The 16,234-nt window shown below is 46.3% G+C and carries 18 protein-coding genes; 6 read left to right on the forward strand and 12 right to left on the reverse strand.

Going from position 1 to position 16,234, the window contains the following annotated elements; genetic code table 11:
* Positions 1–29 precede the first annotated feature (29 nt).
* Positions 30–3,710: a methionine synthase gene (gene metH, locus U9J37_RS13220; RefSeq protein ID WP_005476230.1), complete on the forward strand. Its 3,681-nt coding sequence runs from the start codon at positions 30–32 to the stop codon at positions 3,708–3,710.
* An 80-nt stretch (positions 3,711–3,790) separates the two neighbouring features.
* Here metH and mgtE read toward each other — a convergent pair whose 3' ends face one another.
* The 12 genes from mgtE to U9J37_RS13280 all read right to left on the reverse strand — a co-directional run bounded on the left by mgtE (position 3,791) and on the right by U9J37_RS13280 (position 12,961).
* The gene (mgtE, locus tag U9J37_RS13225) at positions 3,791–5,146 is read right to left on the reverse strand and encodes a magnesium transporter (RefSeq protein ID WP_005476239.1); all 1,356 of its coding nucleotides are present in this window, start codon (positions 5,144–5,146) and stop codon (positions 3,791–3,793) included.
* A gap of 108 nt (positions 5,147–5,254) precedes the next feature.
* A complete protein-coding gene (locus tag U9J37_RS13230; protein WP_005476226.1) occupies positions 5,255–5,533 on the reverse strand; it encodes an HPr family phosphocarrier protein in 279 nt (92 codons plus the stop codon).
* A 4-nt stretch (positions 5,534–5,537) separates the two neighbouring features.
* Positions 5,538–6,401 carry an RNase adapter RapZ gene (rapZ, locus tag U9J37_RS13235; RefSeq protein ID WP_005476229.1) on the reverse strand — a complete coding sequence of 288 codons (864 nt, stop codon included), beginning with the start codon at positions 6,399–6,401 and terminating at the stop codon, positions 5,538–5,540.
* Complete coding sequence (gene ptsN / locus U9J37_RS13240) at positions 6,401–6,847, reverse strand: PTS IIA-like nitrogen regulatory protein PtsN (RefSeq protein WP_038137895.1); 447 nt, start codon at positions 6,845–6,847, stop codon at positions 6,401–6,403. Before ptsN ends, rapZ begins: the two co-directional genes overlap by 1 nt.
* 5 nt (positions 6,848–6,852) lie before the next feature.
* A complete protein-coding gene (gene hpf / locus U9J37_RS13245; RefSeq protein WP_005476246.1) occupies positions 6,853–7,140 on the reverse strand; it encodes a ribosome hibernation promoting factor in 288 nt (95 codons plus the stop codon).
* A gap of 25 nt (positions 7,141–7,165) precedes the next feature.
* Positions 7,166–8,626 carry an RNA polymerase factor sigma-54 gene (locus tag U9J37_RS13250; RefSeq protein WP_005476262.1) on the reverse strand — a complete coding sequence of 487 codons (1,461 nt, stop codon included), beginning with the start codon at positions 8,624–8,626 and terminating at the stop codon, positions 7,166–7,168.
* A gap of 51 nt (positions 8,627–8,677) precedes the next feature.
* Positions 8,678–9,403, reverse strand: coding sequence for an LPS export ABC transporter ATP-binding protein (lptB, locus tag U9J37_RS13255; RefSeq protein ID WP_005476256.1), 726 nt, complete (start codon positions 9,401–9,403; stop codon positions 8,678–8,680).
* A gap of 2 nt (positions 9,404–9,405) precedes the next feature.
* A complete protein-coding gene (gene lptA / locus U9J37_RS13260) occupies positions 9,406–9,903 on the reverse strand; it encodes a lipopolysaccharide transport periplasmic protein LptA (protein ID WP_043887451.1) in 498 nt (165 codons plus the stop codon).
* Positions 9,884–10,447, reverse strand: a complete 564-nt coding sequence (lptC, locus tag U9J37_RS13265) for an LPS export ABC transporter periplasmic protein LptC (RefSeq protein WP_005476240.1) — start codon at positions 10,445–10,447, stop codon at positions 9,884–9,886. The genes lptA and lptC overlap by 20 nt, the downstream gene beginning before the upstream one ends.
* Positions 10,444–11,001 carry a 3-deoxy-manno-octulosonate-8-phosphatase KdsC gene (gene kdsC / locus U9J37_RS13270; protein WP_005476238.1) on the reverse strand — a complete coding sequence of 186 codons (558 nt, stop codon included), beginning with the start codon at positions 10,999–11,001 and terminating at the stop codon, positions 10,444–10,446. Before kdsC ends, lptC begins: the two co-directional genes overlap by 4 nt.
* Entirely contained in the window at positions 11,001–11,966 is a 966-nt protein-coding gene (locus tag U9J37_RS13275) for a KpsF/GutQ family sugar-phosphate isomerase (protein WP_039628016.1), read from the reverse strand. The genes kdsC and U9J37_RS13275 overlap by 1 nt, the downstream gene beginning before the upstream one ends.
* Before the next feature lie 23 nt (positions 11,967–11,989).
* A complete protein-coding gene (locus tag U9J37_RS13280) occupies positions 11,990–12,961 on the reverse strand; it encodes a calcium/sodium antiporter (protein ID WP_005476236.1) in 972 nt (323 codons plus the stop codon).
* A gap of 243 nt (positions 12,962–13,204) precedes the next feature.
* Between U9J37_RS13280 and mlaF the strand changes: the two genes are divergently transcribed.
* From mlaF to U9J37_RS13305, 5 genes are read left to right on the forward strand one after another with little or no spacing between them, the layout of a single operon-like run.
* On the forward strand, positions 13,205–14,002 hold the full coding sequence (gene mlaF / locus U9J37_RS13285; protein WP_005476244.1) for a phospholipid ABC transporter ATP-binding protein MlaF: 798 nt from the start codon (positions 13,205–13,207) through the stop codon (positions 14,000–14,002).
* A complete protein-coding gene (gene mlaE, locus U9J37_RS13290; protein WP_005476241.1) occupies positions 13,999–14,790 on the forward strand; it encodes a lipid asymmetry maintenance ABC transporter permease subunit MlaE in 792 nt (263 codons plus the stop codon). The genes mlaF and mlaE overlap by 4 nt, the downstream gene beginning before the upstream one ends.
* Before the next feature lie 2 nt (positions 14,791–14,792).
* Positions 14,793–15,275, forward strand: a complete 483-nt coding sequence (gene mlaD, locus U9J37_RS13295; RefSeq protein WP_038137876.1) for an outer membrane lipid asymmetry maintenance protein MlaD — start codon at positions 14,793–14,795, stop codon at positions 15,273–15,275.
* Between the two features lie 10 nt (positions 15,276–15,285).
* On the forward strand, positions 15,286–15,927 hold the full coding sequence (gene mlaC, locus U9J37_RS13300) for a phospholipid-binding protein MlaC (RefSeq protein ID WP_005476235.1): 642 nt from the start codon (positions 15,286–15,288) through the stop codon (positions 15,925–15,927).
* Positions 15,924–16,232, forward strand: a complete 309-nt coding sequence (locus U9J37_RS13305; protein ID WP_005476257.1) for an STAS domain-containing protein — start codon at positions 15,924–15,926, stop codon at positions 16,230–16,232. Before mlaC ends, U9J37_RS13305 begins: the two co-directional genes overlap by 4 nt.
* Positions 16,233–16,234: the final 2 nt, after the last annotated feature.

The following is a 16,234-nucleotide window of genomic DNA, read 5'->3' on the forward strand; positions in this document are numbered from 1 at the left end:
AGAGATAACTAAAGGAATGAGGCTGTACTGTGGGAAGTAATGTAAGACAACAGATTGAAGCTCAATTAAAGCAACGTATCTTGCTGATTGATGGTGGTATGGGCACCATGATTCAGGGATACAAACTTGAAGAGCAAGACTATCGAGGAGAGCGCTTTGCGGATTGGCATTGTGATCTAAAAGGCAACAACGATTTGTTGGTGCTCACTCAGCCTCAATTGATTAAGGAAATTCATTGCGCTTACTTAGAAGCAGGCGCTGATATTCTTGAGACCAACACCTTTAACGCGACGACGATTGCGATGGCTGACTATGAGATGGAAAGCCTGAGTGAGGAAATCAACTTCGCCGCTGCAAAGCTTGCCCGTGAAGCCGCTGATGAATGGACGGCAAAAACGCCAGAGCGTCCACGTTATGTTGCGGGTGTGCTTGGTCCAACAAACCGTACTTGTTCTATCTCCCCTGATGTAAACGATCCAGGCTATCGTAACGTCAGCTTCGATGAGCTTGTTGAAGCTTATTCAGAGTCCACTCGAGCGCTGATCAAAGGTGGCTCTGATCTTATTCTTATCGAGACCATCTTCGATACGCTTAACGCTAAAGCTTGTGCCTTCGCGGTTGATAGCGTCTTCGAAGAATTAGGTATCGAGTTGCCAGTTATGATCTCCGGTACCATTACTGATGCTTCTGGACGCACCCTCTCAGGTCAAACTACGGAAGCCTTCTATAACTCTCTTCGTCATGTTAACCCGATTTCATTTGGTTTGAACTGTGCGCTTGGTCCTGACGAACTGCGCCCTTACGTAGAAGAGCTTTCTCGTATTTCGGAATCTTTTGTTTCTACTCACCCAAATGCGGGTCTACCGAATGCATTTGGTGAGTATGACCTTTCGCCAGAAGATATGGCGGAACACGTTAAAGAGTGGGCGGAGAGCGGTTTCCTCAACCTAATTGGTGGTTGTTGTGGCACCACGCCAGAGCATATTCGCCATATGGCAATGGCCGTTGAAGGTGTCAAACCTCGTGATTTGCCTGAGCTTACGGTTGCGTGTCGTTTATCCGGTCTCGAGCCTCTTACGATTGAAAAAGAGACACTGTTTATCAACGTAGGTGAGCGTACTAACGTTACCGGTTCTGCTCGATTTAAACGCCTGATCAAAGAAGAGCTCTACGATGAAGCGCTAGAGGTCGCCCGACAACAAGTTGAGAACGGTGCTCAGATCATCGACATCAACATGGATGAAGGCATGTTGGATGCAGAAGCCTGTATGGTTCGTTTCCTAAACCTATGTGCCTCTGAGCCTGAGATCTCCAAAGTGCCTATCATGGTCGACTCTTCTAAATGGGAGGTTATCGAGGCGGGTCTGAAGTGTATTCAGGGCAAGGGCATCGTGAACTCCATCTCTTTGAAAGAAGGTAAAGAGAAGTTTGTTGAGCAAGCAAAACTGATTCGTCGCTATGGTGCTGCAGTTATCGTTATGGCGTTTGATGAAGTTGGTCAGGCAGAAACACGTGAGCGTAAGTTAGAAATCTGTACTAACGCTTATCGTATCTTGGTTGATGAAGTCGGCTTCCCACCAGAAGATATCATCTTTGACCCGAACATCTTCGCGGTTGCGACGGGCATCGAAGAGCACAACAACTACGCCGTGGATTTCATCGAAGCGGTTGCCGACATTAAGCGCGACTTGCCTCACGCGATGATCTCTGGTGGTGTGTCTAACGTTTCCTTCTCATTCCGCGGTAATAACTACGTCCGTGAAGCGATTCACGCGGTATTCCTATACCACTGCTTTAAAAATGGTATGGACATGGGCATCGTGAACGCGGGTCAATTAGAGATCTACGATAACGTTCCAGACAAACTGCGTGAAGCGGTAGAAGACGTGGTTCTTAACCGCCGTGATGATTCGACCGAGAGGCTACTTGATATCGCGGCAGAATACGCAGGTAAAGGCGTCGGCAAAGAAGAAGATGCTTCTGCATTAGAGTGGCGTACTTGGACGGTAGAGAAGCGTCTTGAACATGCGTTGGTTAAAGGCATTACGGAGTTCATTGTCGAAGATACCGAAGAAGCTCGCCTTAATGCCTCTAAGCCACTGGAAGTAATCGAAGGTCCATTGATGGACGGCATGAACGTGGTGGGTGACTTATTTGGTGAAGGTAAGATGTTCCTTCCTCAGGTAGTGAAATCAGCGCGTGTTATGAAGCAAGCTGTAGCACATTTAGAGCCCTTTATTAATAAAGAGAAGCAAGTGGGCTCTTCCAACGGTAAGATTTTGTTGGCTACGGTAAAAGGTGACGTTCACGATATCGGTAAGAACATTGTTGGCGTGGTTCTGCAATGTAACAACTACGAGATCATCGATCTTGGCGTAATGGTGCCATGTGAGAAGATCCTCAAGGTAGCCAAAGAAGAAAACGTCGATATCATTGGTCTTTCTGGTTTGATCACTCCGTCCCTTGATGAAATGGTGCATGTCGCCAAAGAAATGGAGCGTCTTGATTTTGATCTTCCGCTTCTGATTGGTGGTGCGACAACATCGAAAGCCCATACGGCGGTTAAGATTGAGCAGAACTACAAGCATCCAGTGGTTTACGTCAATAACGCTTCTCGTGCGGTTGGTGTATGTACATCATTACTTTCAGACGAACTTCGCCCTAGCTTTGTTGAGAAACTTGACGTGGATTATGAACGCGTGCGTGATCAGCATAACCGTAAGAAGCCGCGCACTAAGCCTGTTACTTTAGAAGAAGCACGAGCGAACAAAGCCGCGATTGATTGGGATAAGTACACGCCTCCTGCTCCTGTGAAGCCGGGCATCCATATCTTTGATGACTTTGAAGTGTCTACTTTGCGTAAGTACATCGACTGGACGCCTTTCTTTATGACTTGGTCGTTAGTCGGCAAGTATCCAACAATCTTTGACCATGAAGAAGTAGGTGAAGAGGCGCAGCGCCTGTACAAAGATGCTAACGAACTATTAGATCGTGTTGAGCGTGAAGGCTTACTCAAAGCACGAGGTATGTGTGGTCTGTTCCCTGCTGCAAGCGTGGGTGATGATATTGAAGTTTACACTGATGAATCTCGAACAGAAGTGGCGAAAGTGCTGCATAACTTGCGCCAGCAGACGGAGAAACCAAAAGGCTTCAACTACTGTCTGTCTGATTATGTTGCCCCGAAAGAGTCTGGTAAGCGCGATTGGGTTGGTGCTTTTGCAGTAACTGGTGGTATCGGTGAGCGTGAACTTGCCGACGAATACAAAGCACAGGGTGATGATTACAATGCCATCATGATTCAAGCGGTAGCGGACCGTCTGGCGGAAGCATTTGCTGAGTATCTACATGAGCGTGTGCGTAAAGAGATTTGGGGTTACGCTGCGGATGAAGCTCTGTCGAATGAAGACCTGATTCGTGAGAAATACCAAGGTATTCGTCCTGCTCCTGGCTACCCAGCATGTCCAGAGCATACTGAGAAAGGACCGCTTTGGGAGCTTATGAATGTTGAAGAAAACATTGGAATGTCACTGACATCGAGCTATGCAATGTACCCAGGTGCATCCGTTTCGGGTTGGTACTTCTCGCATCCTGACTCTCGTTACTTTGCGATCGCTCAGATCCAAGAGGATCAAGTGGAAAGCTACGCAGCTCGCAAAGGTTGGGATATGCTAGAAGCTGAGAAGTGGTTGGGACCAAACATTAACAGCTAACTATCTATTGGCTAGATGTCGATAAAAACAAAAGCGCAGTATCATTGATACTGCGCTTTTTCGTTTCTGCTATTTCGCCCTTAAATTAGGATCGTTGCGAGGCCTAAGAAAACCGATAGACCAATCACATCGGTGACGGTGGTTAGTGCCATACCGCCTGCTAGGGCAGGGTCGATATTCATCTTCTTCAACAGAATCGGAATAGTTACCCCAGCAATGCCCGCGACCAGTAGATTGGTTAACATCGCGGCTGAGATAATACCTCCCAACATCCAGTTACCCTTCCAAGCAACGACGATACCACCAATAATCAGCGCCCACATAATGCCGTTAAGGAGGCCGATCGCAGCTTCTTTAATAAGCAGTTCTCGTTTGTTTGAGTCACCGATATGCCCAAGAGCAAGACCACGGATGACCAGTGCGACAGTCTGGTTTCCTGCAACACCTCCCATTGATGGAACGATAGTCATTAGAACGGCGATAGCTGCCATTTGATCTAAGGTGGCCTCAAACATATTGGAGACCGACGCCGCAGCGAGGGCTGCGAGTACGTTGGCGCCCAGCCAAATACTTCGCTTCCGTGCTGATTTTACGACTGGTGCGAAAGTATCTTCGTCATCATCCATACCCGCCATACTCATCATTGAGTGTTCCGCATCTTCACGAATGACATCGACTACGTCATCGATGGTAATACGACCGACTAGATGCTGGTTTTCATCTATGACAGGTGCTGAAACCCAGTTACGGCGCTCGAATAGACTTGCGATATCAGAATCACTCATGGTGACGTCAATCGCTTCATCAGCGTCTTCCATCACATCACTGATTTTTACATCGGGCTGGGTTGTGATGAGCGTGGTAATCGGAAGCTCACCAATCAGTCGGCTCTCTTCGTCAATGACATACAAAGCATCTGTTGCTTCTGGTAGTTCGCCTTTCATACGTAGGTAACGCAGGACAACATCGACATCGACATCACCACGAATGGTGATGACGTCGGTATTCATCAAACTACCAGCGGTATCTTCAGGATAGGAGAGGGCGGTTTCGACCAATAGACGCTCTGCCGCATCCATTTGCGATAAGACTTCTCTGGAAACGTCGTCAGGTAAGCTACGCAGTACATAGGCTACGTCATCCGTTTCCATCCCTTCCGTTGCTTCCGCGAGCATTTCTGGTGCCATCTTAGACACCAAGTCATCTTTGACATCCTCGTTGAGCTCGTCGAGGATTTCACCATAATCTTCTGGATCGGTAAGTTGCCAAAGAACTTCACGGCTTTTACGCGGAGAGGCCTCTAATAGATGGGCAATGTCTTCAGGTTCCATGTCCTGTAATTGACGACGAACATGAACAAAGCGGCCATTTTCTAGAGCTTCTGTAACTTCTTGGAGGGCTTGGTGAGCTTGGTCAAATTCAATTTGCTCTGCCATTGATTCCCCCTGACTCTATTTATCTACAATGCGGTGAATAGTAACTTAATTTTACAATCTATTTAATAAGTTAATGTGAAGGAGAGGAAATTTGTCAATGAAGAGGTATTAATCGTCTTCTTCGAACTTTGCTTCGATAAGTTGGCAAACGGCTTCAAGAGCTGGGTGGGCGTCTGCACCTTCAGCGCTAATGGTGACATGTTCGCCTTGAGCTGATTCAAGTAGTAGCAATCCCATCACGCTATCTGCAGTGGCTTCTTTCCCTTCATGGTTTTGAATGGTTAGCACGGAGTCAAAAGATTGAGCCAATTCAACAAGCTTTACAGCAGCACGAGCGTGAAGGCCTAAACGGTTTTGGATTAGAACGGTTCGACTCTGTTGCTGCATGATGTTATTCCTTGTGGTTTTGCTCTAACGACGCATGACGGATCTGCACTTGGTGGCCCATCTCAGCAAAGTATTCGCCAATTTGTTGGGTTAAATATACAGAGCGGTGTTTTCCGCCAGTGCAGCCAATCGCTACGGTTAGGTAGCTGCGGTTATTTTTCTCGAGGAGTGGTAGCCAGTGTTCAATGAACTTTTGAATCTGTTGTTTTAGCTCCATCACATCAGAGTGACTTTCCAAAAATGACTTGATTGGCGCATCTAAGCCCGTCAATGGTCTTAGGTCTGGCTCCCAATGTGGGTTTGGCAAGAATCGAACGTCAAACACATAGTCCGCATCATTGGGTAGCCCGTATTTGAAGCCGAATGATTGAAAGACCATAACGAGGTCTTTACGCTCTCGCCCCTCTACACGCATACGAACGGTTTCACTCAGTTCATGCAGAGATTGATTACTGCTGTTGATCACTAGATCAGCATGCTCTTTTAACGGAGAGAGGATCGCGCGCTCTTTCTCAATCGCTTGTTCGAGTGATGTGTTTTCTAGGCTGAGTGTCAAAGGGTGGATGCGACGTGTTTCGCTGTAGCGTTTCAGCAAGGTTTCTTTGTTCGCATCTAGGAACAACACACTGACATCAGAGCTTTGTTTTAGCTGAGTTAAAACATCCTCAACTAAATTTGGTTCGGCAGGTAGGTTGCGGATATCAATGCTTACCGCGACATTTTGTTTGCTTGATTGAACCGATTGAACAAACGCATCCAACATATCGACGGGTAAGTTGTCGACACAGTAGTAGCCAAGATCTTCTAGAACACGAAGCGCGACGCTTTTACCCGCGCCTGAGTAACCACTTACTACAATCAGACGCATTATTGGCTAACCATAATGTCGTAAAGCTCTTGATCTGATTGAGCCTTGCGAAGTTGTTTGAGGACCTGTTTGTCGTTTAATCGTTCGGCCATGCTAGAAAGGGTTTTTAAATGCTCTTTACATTGAGCGTCTGGGACGAGGAGAGCAAAAAGTAGGTCAACAGGTCGATTGTCGATGGAGTCGAACTCAACAGGAGATTCGCATTGAATTAATACCGCCACGGCTTTGTCACTCGACTGCATACGAGCATGGGGAATGGCTATTCCATTTCCAATGCCAGTACTGCCCATCTTCTCTCGGCTGAGCATGCATTCAAATAGTTCGGTGGAGTTTTGGCCTGTTTTTTCAGCGACAAGTTCACTGATCATTTCTAGGGCTCGTTTTTTACTGGTGCACTGAACTGCACTTTTCGTGCAGTCCAGTGTAAGGATTTCGCTTAATTGCATGGTGGTTAGTGAGCGTTTAGCTTCTCTTTGTGCTTGTTTAGCTGTCGAACAAGTTTGTCGACTAGGGAATCAATAGCGGCATACATGTTTTCATCATCTGAAGAGGCATGAATCTCACCTTGATTTACGTGAAGGGTAGCTTCTGCGATTTGACGGACTTTTTCAACTTTTAAAACAACATGAACGCTGTTGATATGGTCAAAAAAGCGCTCCAGCTTTTGAAACTTTTCATTAACATAGTCTTGCATTGAATCTGTTAGATCAACGTGGTGGCCATTAATATTGATTTGCATAGACTTTCCTTCTCGGTTAAATGCCTTAAAGCAGGCGTTTGCGCTGACTTGAAGGGGCAATGCCGAGTGATTCACGATATTTCGCTATTGTTCGTCTAGCGACCTGAATCCCTTGGTCAGCGAGTAGAGCTGCAATCTTGCTGTCACTCAGTGGCTTGGCACTGTTTTCGGCAGCAACCAGCTTTTTAATCAAAGCGCGAATTGCAGTGGATGAACATTCTCCGCCGTTGTCAGTACTAACATGACTGGAGAAAAAGTACTTCAATTCAAAAATACCACGCGGGGTGTGCATGAATTTCTGCGTTGTTACCCGTGAAATGGTTGACTCATGCATGTCGACATCAAGTGCAACATCATTGAGCACCATTGGCTTCATGGCTTCTTCTCCATACTCGAAGAAATCCCGTTGATGTTCAACAATACACTTAGCAACTTTGAGCAACGTCTCGTTTCTGCTTTCTAGGCTCTTAATTAGCCATTTCGCCTCTTGCAAATTGCTGCGGATGTACTGGCTATCGGCACTATTGCCTTTGCCTAGCGCGGCATATTGCTGATTTACCTTCAGTTTTGGTACCGAATCTGGATTAATTGTGACTACCCATTTACCGTGATCTTTAAAGACTGAGACATCGGGAATAACATACTCTGCATGTTCGGTGGTGATGCGACTTCCTGGTCTCGGGTCCAATTGTTGGATTAGCTTGAGGGTTTCTCTGAGCTCTGCTTCTTTAAGCTTAGTTTCCTTAATGATCAGTTTGTAGTCACGATTGCCAAGTTGATCTATATGGTTAGTCAGGACTAACTTTGCTTCTGATAGCCAAGGTGTATCTTCTGGGAAAGTGGCAAGTTGAAGTAGCAGGCAATCTTGTAGGTTTAGTGAAGCGACACCTAATGGGTCAAACTGCTGAATGCGCTTACGAACGGCTTCGATTTCTTCAATTTCAATTTCTTCGTTATCAAAGCTTTCTAGAATATCTTGGCTAGAGACTGTTAGATAACCGTAATCATCTACAGCATCGATAATGGCCATGGCAATGGTACGGTCCGTATCACTGAATGGAGTTAGGTCAAGCTGCCAAGTTAAGTAATCATGCAGCGACTCTGTTGTCTCACCTTGATAAACGGGAGCGTCATCATCTAAGGCGATGCCTGTGCTTCCGGTGTTGGCGCTGTAGACATCTTCCCATGTTGTATCGATTTCAAGTTCAGAGCTGATTTCCGATTTCTCGATGAGCTCTGAACTGTCTTTTACGTCTGGTTCTGCGACATCAACGGTGGGTTCTTTGTCCTCATTACTGCCTTTATCCTCGGCAATTGTAGCGTCATCCCCTGACTCCTCGACTTCGAGAAGAGGATTGGAATCGAGCGCTTCTTGAATCTCTTGTTGAAGGTCTAGCGTTGACAACTGCAACAAACGAATCGCTTGCTGTAGCTGAGGTGTCATCGCTAACTGCTGTCCTAGCTTGAGTTGTAATGAGGGTTTCATTCAGTATTATTTGCCTTAAATGCTATAGAATCTTGCCGTTCTTCACTTTAATCATAGACGGAATTGTTCGCCGAGATAAACTTGTTTTACTTGTTCATTATTGAGAACTTCATCCGGTGACCCTTCGGCAATTAAGTGTCCTTGGCTAACGATGTAAGCTTTTTCACAGACATCTAGAGTCTCGCGAACGTTATGGTCAGTGATTAACACTCCGAGTCCGCGATCGCGAAGATGCTCAATGATCTTCTTGATATCGATAACCGAAATCGGGTCGACGCCTGCAAAGGGTTCATCAAGCAATATAAATTTTGGGTTTGCGGCCAGTGCTCGAGCAATTTCAACTCGGCGACGTTCGCCCCCTGATAATGCCATACCTGCACTTTGACGAATGTGCTGGATGTGGAATTCTTCTAGCAGGTCTTCCAATTTGTCTTGGCGTTCTTCTCGGGTCAGCTCTTTCCGGGTCTCTAGAACAGCCATGATGTTGTCTTGAACTGACAGTTTACGGAATATAGAGGCTTCTTGCGGAAGGTAGCCTATCCCCATTCGGGAACGACTATGCATAGGTAAAACGCTGATATCTTGATCATCGATGTAAATCGCACCTTCATCACGCGCAACTAAACCGACAATCATGTAAAACGAAGTGGTTTTTCCCGCCCCATTTGGGCCAAGTAAACCGACAATCTGCCCGGATTTGACCTGCAAGCTGACGTCTGAGACGACTTTTCTGTTCTTGTAGCTTTTCGCCAAGTGCTCTGCTTTGAGTAACGCCATAACTATTCTTGTACTGCTTGAGGTTGTAGGACAGTGGAGACGCGATCGCCTTTTGACTGGCCATCCGCAGTGAGTTTCTGTGAAGAAATATGGTAGCGAATTTGATTACCACGAATGGTACTGTCATCTTGAGACAGCATGGCTTTTATACGCATGGTTAACTGATCTTTGGCTAAGCTGTACTCTAGCTCTTCGGCTTCGCCATACAGGGTTTTTCCGTCGTCAGTGAGCTGCGAAAATGTCGCGAGTTTGCCAAAACCATCAATGCTTTCAATCGACCCATCGTTTGGGTTACGGGTAACAACGATCTTGTCAGCGTTGATGTTAATGCTACCTTGCTTGAGCTTTACGTCACCGAGAAAGGTGACTTTGTTACTCTGCATGTCTAGCTGCTGGCTGTCTGAGTCAATATAAACCGGCTGCTGTTGGTCAGTCGACAGCGCCATTGCTGGGCCTGATAAGACTAAGCAAGAAATAAGACTAAGGTGTGAGAGTTTCATATCTACCTTGTACGCTCTTATAAAGGGTTGCATCATGATCGGCAAAATTGCCTTTCATTGCTTGCCCTACGGTTTCAAACTGAGGGCCATTGATGATGACTTGATCATCTGCCCAAAAATCTCTGTTGTCGAGTTGGATGTTCATACTGTTGGTAGACAGTGTATCGAATCCCGATTCAGGAAGTAGGTTTTTTACAACGACATCGGTCGAAAGTGTCAGAATATGTTTTTTATTCAAAATGCCTGTCTGAGCGGTGATTTCCCACTCTTGAAGTAAACCTTCTTTATACACCTTGAGTACAGGCTTCTCAAAAACGGTATCACCGCTTTTAGCGTAATGATCCAAGCTTTGTGAGGTAATCACGTAGCTTCGTACGCCGCTTTCAGTATAAGACGTATTGGTTAACGACTTCCCACTGAACATCGGCTGTTCTAAATCAGGACTAACTTGAGGTGCTTGTTGGCTTTGTCGGTCAAAATAGTAATAGGCTGACCAACAGAGAGCAAAACCAAGAATCAGGTAGCTGATACGAGATAGACTCATATACTTAAACCTTTGTGCACATCCAACTCGTCACGCGCTTGCAAAATCAGGTCACACACTTCGCGCACGGCACCGTGCCCACCTTTGATCGCCGTGACGTAATTGGCTCGTTTTCTAAGTAATGGGTGACCATCTGCTACGCAGACTTTTAACGCCACCTTTTCCATCACTGGCCAATCAATAAGGTCATCGCCGATATAGCCAGTTTGCTCCGGAGAAATATTCAGCTTGTCACAAATATCTTGATACGCTTGCACTTTATCGTCTTGACCTTGATAGATCATGGAAACGCCAAGGGCTTTCATGCGGTTCTCGACAATTTGCGACTGACGCCCTGTGATGATAGCAATCTCAATACCTGCATTCATTAGCGATTTTACCCCATAGCCATCGCGGGTATGAAAGGTTTTGAGTTCTTCTCCATCGTTGCCCATGTAGATGAGACCATCAGAGAAAACACCGTCAACATCACAAATCAGCAGTTTGATCTGTTTGGCAATCGTTAGAATGTTTTGTTCCACAGGTTGATACAGAGTTTCTACCCATTGTGTCATTACATCACTCCTGCTTTTAACATGTCGTGCATATTCAGTGCGCCGACGACTTTGCCCTGATCGCAGAGAATCAGGCCATTGATGCTTTTTGCTTGCATTAAGTTTAACCCTTCTGCTGCCAACATATTAGGAGAAGCGACAGTTGGATTTGCTGTCATAACATCACCAATCGACGCAGTATGAATGTCAACGCGTTTGTCTAAGATTCGGCGCAAGTCGCCATCGGTAAAGATACCTAACAATTGCTGGTGGTCATCGACGACCGCAGTCATGCCCAAGCCTTTTTGGCTGATCTCAAGCAGTGCTTCCCTAACGAGAGCTGTAGGCTTAACTAGAGGTAGGTTCTCACCTGAGTGCATAATATCGGCGAGTTTCAACAATAGCTTGCGACCTAACGCGCCACCCGGGTGGGAGAGCGCAAAATCTTCTGCGGTAAAACCACGCGCTTGCATCAGTGCCATCGCAAGTGCATCGCCCATCACTATAGTCGCAGTTGTGCTTGACGTTGGTGCGAGCTGAATTGGGCAGGCTTCTTTCGGTACGGTAATCTGAAGATGGAGATCCGAAAGCTTTGCCATATTTGAGTGTGGCTTGCCAGTCATACTGATGATTTTGATGTTCAATCTTTTTAAGACTGGGAATAGCCCCAAGATTTCTGATGATTCCCCCGAGTTTGAGATCGCCAACACGATGTCGCCCGGCTTAATCATACCTAGGTCGCCATGGGCTGCTTCGCCAGGATGAACAAAGAAAGAGGGCGTTCCTGTACTTGCAAGGGTAGCGGCGATCTTATTGCCAACGTGGCCAGATTTCCCCATACCCATGACGACAACTTTGCCCTCTTTGTTGGACAAAATCAGTTCACACGCTTGGATAAACTCATCGTTGAAGTATTGGTCAAGTTGCTCTAAGGCCTCTATCTCAGTTTTTAATACATCTAAAGCAGCAGAACGGTAATCAAACATCGCAAACTCCAAGGAAACGGTCATTAAGCGGTCATATTAAGAATCAAATAAGCTTGGTAGACGATAAAGGTACAGAATAATACGCCACCTTCAATGCGATTAATGCTTCGTGATTTGCCCAGCGCCATGACAACGAGTAATAGAGAAACGCCGAGCATAACCCAGAAATCGCGTCCCATCGCGTACTCACTTAAGATGGATGGGTTTAAAATACCAGGGATGCCCATTACGGCGAGAATATTAAACACGTTGGAGCCAATGATGTTACCAACCGCCATATCGTCTTCCCCTTTCATCACTCCTGCAAGAGAAGCTGCAAGCTCCGGCAGGCTGGTGCCAACGGCGATAATGGTTAAGCCAATCACCAGGTCGCTCATGCCAAAGTACTGAGCAATGATAACGGCGTTGTCGACTAGCACGTCTGCCGCTAGAGGAAGAATAATTAGACCGATGACAACCCACATGGCCGCTTTCGCGTTACTAACACCATCAGGCACTTCTGATTCTTGCTCTTCGAGTAGCGCGTCCGACGTGCCAGCGGCTTTTTCTTTTTGGCTGATGCGAAGCATTGTAATAATAAAAGCGGCAAATAGAACAAATAACAGAATGCCTTCGTAAAAACCTAGGTGGCTATCCCAAAGTAAAATACCGGAAAGAATGGTCACTCCGATCATTAAAGGAAGCTCTCGGCGCAGCACGGCAGAGCTGATCGAAAGAGGTTTGATGAGCGCAGTAATGCCCAAAATCAACGCGATGTTCGCGATGTTTGAACCCAGTACATTCCCAACCGCCGTATCTGTTTTGCCATCGAGTGCGGCGGTAGCAGAAACCATCATTTCAGGAGCAGATGATCCCATCGCAAGGATTGTCATACCAATCACCAAAGGTGAAATTCCGACGTTACGCGCTAGTGCTGCGGCGCCAAATACCAGTTTGTCTGCACTCCAGACTAAAAACACTAATCCTATGATGAGAAACGCGACCGCTTCAAACATGATGCTTCCTAATTAATATACAAACGAGAGAATTTAACCGTTAATTTTGACGGTTTGGTTTATAAAAGGGAAGCAGTTCATTCAATTAATTGTTAAGCAATGATTCACATTTCGTGCTTAAGTTAGATTGACGTCTAAACCGATGCCTCGGTTTGAATCAACGACTTTTAATTGAACAGTGCTTTTAATTCAATTTGAATGTGCTTATGATTGCCCATTCTAGCGACTTAATACGAGTGTGTGATGACATCAGAAGACTTGGTAACGGTCAATAAAATTACGTTTACCCGAGGGAATCGTAAGATATTTGATGACGTTAGCCTTCGAGTACCAAAGGGAAAAGTGACAGCGATTATGGGGCCTTCCGGTATCGGTAAGACTACCTTGTTGCGTCTGATTGGCGGCCAAATATCCCCTGAAAGTGGCGAGATTTGGTTTGATGGCGATAACATTCCATCATTAAGTCGTAAGCAGCTTTACTCCGCTCGAAAAAAAATGAGCATGCTATTTCAATCAGGTGCTTTGTTCACCGATCTGACGGTCTTTGACAATGTCGCTTTTCCACTGCGCGAACACACGCAACTTTCTGAAGAACTGATTCGAACATTAGTGCTTTTAAAGCTAGAAGCGGTGGGGTTGCGAGGTGCTGCTCAGCTAATGCCGAGCGAGCTTTCTGGAGGGATGGCTCGAAGAGCGGCGTTAGCCAGAGCCATTGCCCTTGACCCCGATTTAATCATGTTTGATGAGCCCTTTGTTGGCCAAGACCCGATTACCATGGGCGTCTTGGTTGAGTTGATTCGCAATCTAAACCAAGCACTAGGAGTCACATCCATTGTTGTATCTCACGATGTTCCAGAAGTCATGAGTATCGCTGACTGGGTCTACATTCTTGCTAATGGTAAAGTGATTGCCAAGGGGACGCCACAGGAGTTGCGTGACAACCCTGATCCTCAAGTGCAACAGTTCTTGCAAGGCGACGCTGATGGACCTGTTCCATTTCGTTATCCCGCTGAGCCAATCATGCAGGAGCTATTTCAATGATGGCACATCTTACTGATTTTGTTGCTTCCACTGGCCGCAGAGCGCTCTCTGTCATTGCTTCGTTTGGCCGAGCCAGTTTAATGCTATTTGGCGCCTTGGCGTCCCGTCCTCAACCGATAGCAAATCTCCCTCTATTGATTAAGCAGCTTTACAGTGTTGGCGTACAATCGCTGCTGATTATTGTCCTCTCTGGTTTGTTTATCGGTATGGTCTTGAGCCTTCAGGGCTACGTTATTTTGATTGATTTCGGCGCTGAAGGGGCATTAGGGCAAATGGTCGCGCTCTCATTACTGCGAGAGCTAGGACCGGTTGTGACAGCACTGTTGTTTGCTGGACGCGCAGGTTCCGCTTTGACCGCTGAAATTGGTCTTATGAAAGCCACAGAGCAACTTTCGAGTATGGAAATGATGGCGGTTGATCCACTGAAACGGGTGATTGCGCCACGCTTTTGGGCGGGTGTCATTTCGATGCCTTTGCTTGCGATGATCTTTATGGCAGTAGGGATCTGGGGGGGACAGCTGGTTGGTGTTGACTGGAAAGGGATCGATCACGGAAGCTTTTGGGCTGCAATGCAATCATCGGTTGAACTTGGACAAGACATTGGCAACAGCATGATCAAGAGCCTAGCATTTGCGATTACGGTGACTTGGATTGCTCTATTTAACGGATACGATGCGATTCCGACCTCGGAAGGTATAAGCCGAGCGACAACTCGCACAGTGGTACACTCTTCACTTGCAGTACTGGGATTAGACTTTGTACTGACAGCATTGATGTTTGGGAACTAAACATGCAGCAAACACGAAAAACTGAATTATGGGTTGGTAGTTTTGTCCTTGCCGGAATTTGCGCAATTCTGGTAATGATTTTTCAAGTCGCTGACGTTAAGGGATTTGGCTCCAACGATACTTACACGCTCAAAGCTGAGTTTGACAACATTGGGAGCTTAAAAGTTCGCTCACCAGTTAAAGTCGGCGGGGTTGTTGTTGGGCGAGTAACGGACATTGGCTTGAATACGGATTCATTGCTCCCTGTGGTAAGCATGGCGATTAACGCGAAATACGATCAGTTTTCAGAAACGTCCAGCGTAAAGATTTTGACCTCAGGTCTGATTGGTGAGCAGTACATTGGATTGACTCCGGGTTTTGTCTTTGAAGATGAACAGATGCTGGTGGATGGCGATTTCATCGAGGACACCAAGTCCGCTATTGTACTCGAAGATTTGATTGGCCAAGTGCTGTATAGCGTTGGCGGTGACTCAGCAAGCGAATAGGGAACCAGTTATGTTGAAAAAGTTAGTACTCACTTTTATTGGTATTGTTTTCGCGTCCAATGTCATGGCAGCTGAAATCGATAAAACTCAGCCATATCAAATGATGAAGCAAGTGGCTGAAGTAGCATTCGCGCGCTTGAAAGCAGAGCAGCCGAAAGTTCAGCAAGACCCAGACTATCTAAAGGTGATCGTTGAAGAAGAGATGATGCCTTACGTCAATGAGCAATACGCTGCATTGAAGTTGCTAGGTCCCAACTTGAAAGGGGCGAAGCGAGAGGATGTTGCGACATTTATCCACTCTTTCCGCGCTTATCTGGTGACGTCTTACGCGCAAGTCTTGACGCAATATACCGATCAAGAGGTAGCCTTTGAACCAGAGCCTAAGCTTGATGCAAGTAAAAGTATTACTGGTATTAAAGTAGAGATCATCGACTCGCCTCGCCCGAACATCAAACTGGAGTTCAAACTTCGAAAGGATAAGAAAACCGGTGAGTGGAAAGCATTCGATATGATTGCTGAGGGAATCAGCTTGCTCTCAAGTAAGCAGTCGGAGTGGAGCAGCAAGTTGCGTCAAGATGGCATTCTAGTGGTGGCTGAAGAACTTGAGCAATTGGCGAAGCAACCTATTCGTTTTGAGAGCCAGCAGCAATGAGCCAGCAGCAATGGCGGTGTGTCGCGGAAGACAGGTATGTGCTATCAGGCGCACTTGATAGAGAGTCTGTGCCGCTGCTCTGGGAACAGTTGAAACAGTGGGATGTCACGGCAAATGAAATTGAGCTCTCATTGGAGCAAGTAAAACGTGTCGATTCTGCTGGAATGGTGATGTTAATTCACCTATTAGAGCATGCAAAAAAACAAAACTGTCATATAATGCTCAGCTTCGTGCCAAAACAACTGAAAACCTTATTTCAGTTAAGTAATGTCGAACAACATCTCGACGGGCATTTAAAGAATTAAAC

It is taken from the genome of Vibrio sp. 16, assembly GCF_963681195.1.
GTDB lineage: Bacteria > Pseudomonadota > Gammaproteobacteria > Enterobacterales > Vibrionaceae > Vibrio > Vibrio sinaloensis_D.

Bases quoted from the DNA above. Each gene is read 5' to 3' on its own strand.
- mgtE (WP_005476239.1), bottom strand. From the start codon at position 5,146: ATGGCAGAGCAAATTGAATTTGACCAAGCTCACCAAGCCCTCCAAGAA.
- U9J37_RS13230 (WP_005476226.1), bottom strand. From the start codon at position 5,533: ATGCAGCAACAGAGTCGAACCGTTCTAATCCAAAACCGTTTAGGCCTT.
- rapZ (WP_005476229.1), bottom strand. From the start codon at position 6,401: ATGCGTCTGATTGTAGTAAGTGGTTACTCAGGCGCGGGTAAAAGCGTC.
- ptsN (WP_038137895.1), bottom strand. From the start codon at position 6,847: ATGCAATTAAGCGAAATCCTTACACTGGACTGCACGAAAAGTGCAGTT.
- hpf (WP_005476246.1), bottom strand. From the start codon at position 7,140: ATGCAAATCAATATTAATGGCCACCACGTTGATCTAACAGATTCAATG.
- U9J37_RS13250 (WP_005476262.1), bottom strand. From the start codon at position 8,626: ATGAAACCCTCATTACAACTCAAGCTAGGACAGCAGTTAGCGATGACA.
- lptB (WP_005476256.1), bottom strand. From the start codon at position 9,403: ATGGCGTTACTCAAAGCAGAGCACTTGGCGAAAAGCTACAAGAACAGA.
- lptA (WP_043887451.1), bottom strand. From the start codon at position 9,903: ATGAAACTCTCACACCTTAGTCTTATTTCTTGCTTAGTCTTATCAGGC.
- lptC (WP_005476240.1), bottom strand. From the start codon at position 10,447: ATGAGTCTATCTCGTATCAGCTACCTGATTCTTGGTTTTGCTCTCTGT.
- kdsC (WP_005476238.1), bottom strand. From the start codon at position 11,001: ATGACACAATGGGTAGAAACTCTGTATCAACCTGTGGAACAAAACATT.
- U9J37_RS13275 (WP_039628016.1), bottom strand. From the start codon at position 11,966: ATGTTTGATTACCGTTCTGCTGCTTTAGATGTATTAAAAACTGAGATA.
- U9J37_RS13280 (WP_005476236.1), bottom strand. From the start codon at position 12,961: ATGTTTGAAGCGGTCGCGTTTCTCATCATAGGATTAGTGTTTTTAGTC.
- mlaF (WP_005476244.1), top strand. From the start codon at position 13,205: ATGACATCAGAAGACTTGGTAACGGTCAATAAAATTACGTTTACCCGA.
- mlaE (WP_005476241.1), top strand. From the start codon at position 13,999: ATGATGGCACATCTTACTGATTTTGTTGCTTCCACTGGCCGCAGAGCG.
- mlaD (WP_038137876.1), top strand. From the start codon at position 14,793: ATGCAGCAAACACGAAAAACTGAATTATGGGTTGGTAGTTTTGTCCTT.
- mlaC (WP_005476235.1), top strand. From the start codon at position 15,286: ATGTTGAAAAAGTTAGTACTCACTTTTATTGGTATTGTTTTCGCGTCC.
- U9J37_RS13305 (WP_005476257.1), top strand. From the start codon at position 15,924: ATGAGCCAGCAGCAATGGCGGTGTGTCGCGGAAGACAGGTATGTGCTA.